The sequence below is a fragment of the Xanthomonas sp. SHU 166 genome, from assembly GCF_000364685.1.
Lineage (GTDB): Bacteria > Pseudomonadota > Gammaproteobacteria > Xanthomonadales > Xanthomonadaceae > Xanthomonas_A > Xanthomonas_A sontii.
Genome location: NZ_AQOJ01000428.1, coordinates 1 through 2,435 on the forward strand (window position 1 = coordinate 1; position 2,435 = coordinate 2,435).

General features: G+C 69.7%; 2 protein-coding genes and 2 pseudogenes. 2 read left to right on the top strand and 2 right to left on the bottom strand.

All coding sequences use genetic code 11. From position 1 onward, the window contains the following. Window positions 1-267, bottom strand: a pseudogene (locus D180_RS11665) (hypothetical protein); the annotation flags it as partial. Between the two features lie 115 nt (window positions 268-382). Next, window positions 383-1,276 (bottom strand): Hsp33 family molecular chaperone HslO, encoded by an 894-nt coding sequence (locus D180_RS11670; protein WP_026143742.1) that lies wholly within the window; start codon window positions 1,274-1,276, stop codon window positions 383-385. A gap of 81 nt (window positions 1,277-1,357) precedes the next feature. Between D180_RS11670 and mtgA the strand changes: the two genes are divergently transcribed. Both mtgA and D180_RS23475 read left to right on the top strand, forming a co-directional pair. Further along, a complete protein-coding gene (gene mtgA, locus D180_RS11675; RefSeq protein ID WP_017912935.1) occupies window positions 1,358-2,101 on the top strand; it encodes a monofunctional biosynthetic peptidoglycan transglycosylase in 744 nt (247 codons plus the stop codon). 193 nt (window positions 2,102-2,294) lie between these two features. After that, window positions 2,295-2,435: pseudogene (locus D180_RS23475) on the top strand (glycosyltransferase); the annotation flags it as partial.

Here is a 2,435-nt window from a genome sequence, read left to right on the forward strand (position 1 = left end):
GCTGTTGCACAGCAGGCCCAGCGAGTCGCCGGAGGACAGGCCGAACGCTGCATCCAGGGAGTTGCGGCCGAAATGCCAGCGCGCGCCGACCGCCTGTTCGCCGGTGGGCTCCAGGTACAGCAGCGCCTCGACCTTGCCGCTGCCCTTGTTCCAGACCGGCAACACGGTGCGGTCGTGACCAGTGGCGGGCTTGCTCTGCGCGTGCGCGCCCGTGCTCGCCGCAAGGGCGATCAGCAGGGCGAGCGGTAGGCGCAGGAAGGGTCGCATCAGCAATCTGAGACTTGGGGCGGGCACGAAAGTTCCCGCCGGACAGGGTGGTCGATGCTAGAGGGTTTATGTTTCTTTAACAAGTCGGACTCCCCGGTCGCGACGCGCGTTTCAGCTAGTGCAAGCGCTCCGAGGACGTCGGTTCAGCCTGCGTTACGGCAAACAATACTCCGAATTCCGTCAAGGGGAAGTCATAGTGGCGGCCGCAGAACTCGCAGCGGATCTCAACTTGGCCGGTCGCCTCGGCAGCCGCCCGCGCTTCTTCCTCGCCGAGCGAGCGCAGCATCGCCGCGACCCGCTCGCGCGAGCACGAGCAACCGAAGCGCAGCGGGCGGTCGCCGAGCAGTTCCGGGGTTTCCTCGTGGAACAGTCGGTGCAGCAGGGTTTCGGCCGGCGTGGCCAGCAGTTCGGCCTCGCCGACGGTCTCGAACAGCGCGCCGGCGCGGTTCCAGCCGTCCTCGTCGCCGGCGTCGCCCGGCAGCTTCTGCAACAGCAGGCCGGCGGCGTGCGTACCGTCGGCGGCCAGGATCAGCCGCGTCGGCAACTGCTCGGACTGGCGGAAGTAGTCCTCGAAGGCTTCGTCCAGCTCGGCCGAGGACATCGCCACCAGACTCTGGTAGCGCTGCGGTTCGCGCGGGTCCAGGCCGGGGTTCTCGATGGTGATCGCCAGCAGGGCATCGTCGCCGAGCACGCGCAGGTCGCGCGGCGCGTCCTGACCCTCGCCCAACTGGACGATGCCGCGCAGCGTGCCGGCGGCGGTGCACTCGGCGAACAGGGTGCGCAGCGCGCCCTGGCTGCGCAACTGCACCGACAGGCGCCCGTCGACCTTGGTATGGCCGGTGAACAGGGCCGCGGCGACGCAGGCCTCGCCCAGCAGTTCGGTGGCCGCGGCGGGATAGCTGGCCGGCGCCAGGATCTCGCGCCAGGTGTCGTGCAGGCGCACGTGCACGCCGCGCACGCCGGCGCCGGGGAGCAGGAAGCGGGTCAGACGATCGTCGGAAGAATGCATTGCGGCCTCGCTGCGCATGGGAAGATGGCGACCGCACGAGAGTGGATCGTCACGGTGGACCAGATCGAAGAAAGCATAGGAATGGGGGCGGGGCGCCGCGATGCAAGTGGCGCCCTGCCGGCGCGTCCGCGGGCCAGGCGCTGGCGGCGCTGGCTGCTGCTGGCGCCGTTGCTGTTCGTGCTGGCGAGCGTGTCGCAGGTGTTGCTGCTGCGCTTCGTCGACCCGCCGTTCTCGGCGATGATGCTGGAGCGCCAGCTTGGTGCCTGGGCCAGTGGCGACTGGTCGTACCGCATCGCGTACGACTGGCGCGACACCGCGCAGATCGCGTCGAGCCTGCCGATCTCCCTGGTCGCCGCGGAGGACCAGCGCTTCCCAAGCCATCACGGTTTCGATCTGGATGCGATCGAGAAGGCGCGCGACCACAACGCGCGCGGCGGGCGTCTGCGCGGCGCCAGCACCATCAGCCAGCAGGTCGCCAAGAACGTGTTCCTGTGGCAAGGCCGCAGTTGGTTGCGCAAGGGCTTGGAGGCCTGGTACACGGTGCTGATCGAGGCGCTGTGGTCGAAGCAGCGCATTCTGGAGGTGTACGCCAACGTCGCCGAGTTCGGCGACGGCGTGTATGGCGCACAGGCGGCGGCGCGCAGCTTCTGGAACAAGGACGCGGCGCAGCTGACGCCGGCGCAGAGCGCGCTGCTGGCGGCGGTGCTGCCGGCGCCGCAGCGCTACAACGCCGCGCGTCCCGGCCCGTACGTGCAGGGACGCGCCAACTGGATCCAGCGCCAGACCCGGCAACTGGGCGGCCCGGCCTACCTGCAGGCGCCGTAGCTTGAGCCCCTCTCCCCACGGGAGAGGGGTTGGGGTGAGGGTACGGCCGGCACGTGAGCGTGGTGGGGTTCGGCGGCAGACGTACCCTCATCCGCCCCTTCGGGGCACCTTCTCCCGGTGGGAGAAGGCAACAGTTCGTTAGGCGATACGCCCGCCGCTGGTGAACGTGCAGGCGGCTCCGTACCATCCGCCGATGGAATCCGAACGTCTCACCGTCGTCGTCACTGCGTTCAACGAGGCGCAGACCCTGCCGCTGCTGCACCCGCGCATCCTCGCCGCGCTCGACGCCGTGCCGGGACTGGAGGGGCGGGTGCTGTACGTCGACGACGGCAGC

Bases quoted from the DNA above. Each gene is read 5' to 3' on its own strand.
- D180_RS11670 (WP_026143742.1), bottom strand. From the start codon at position 1,276: ATGCATTCTTCCGACGATCGTCTGACCCGCTTCCTGCTCCCCGGCGCC.
- mtgA (WP_017912935.1), top strand. From the start codon at position 1,358: ATGGGGGCGGGGCGCCGCGATGCAAGTGGCGCCCTGCCGGCGCGTCCG.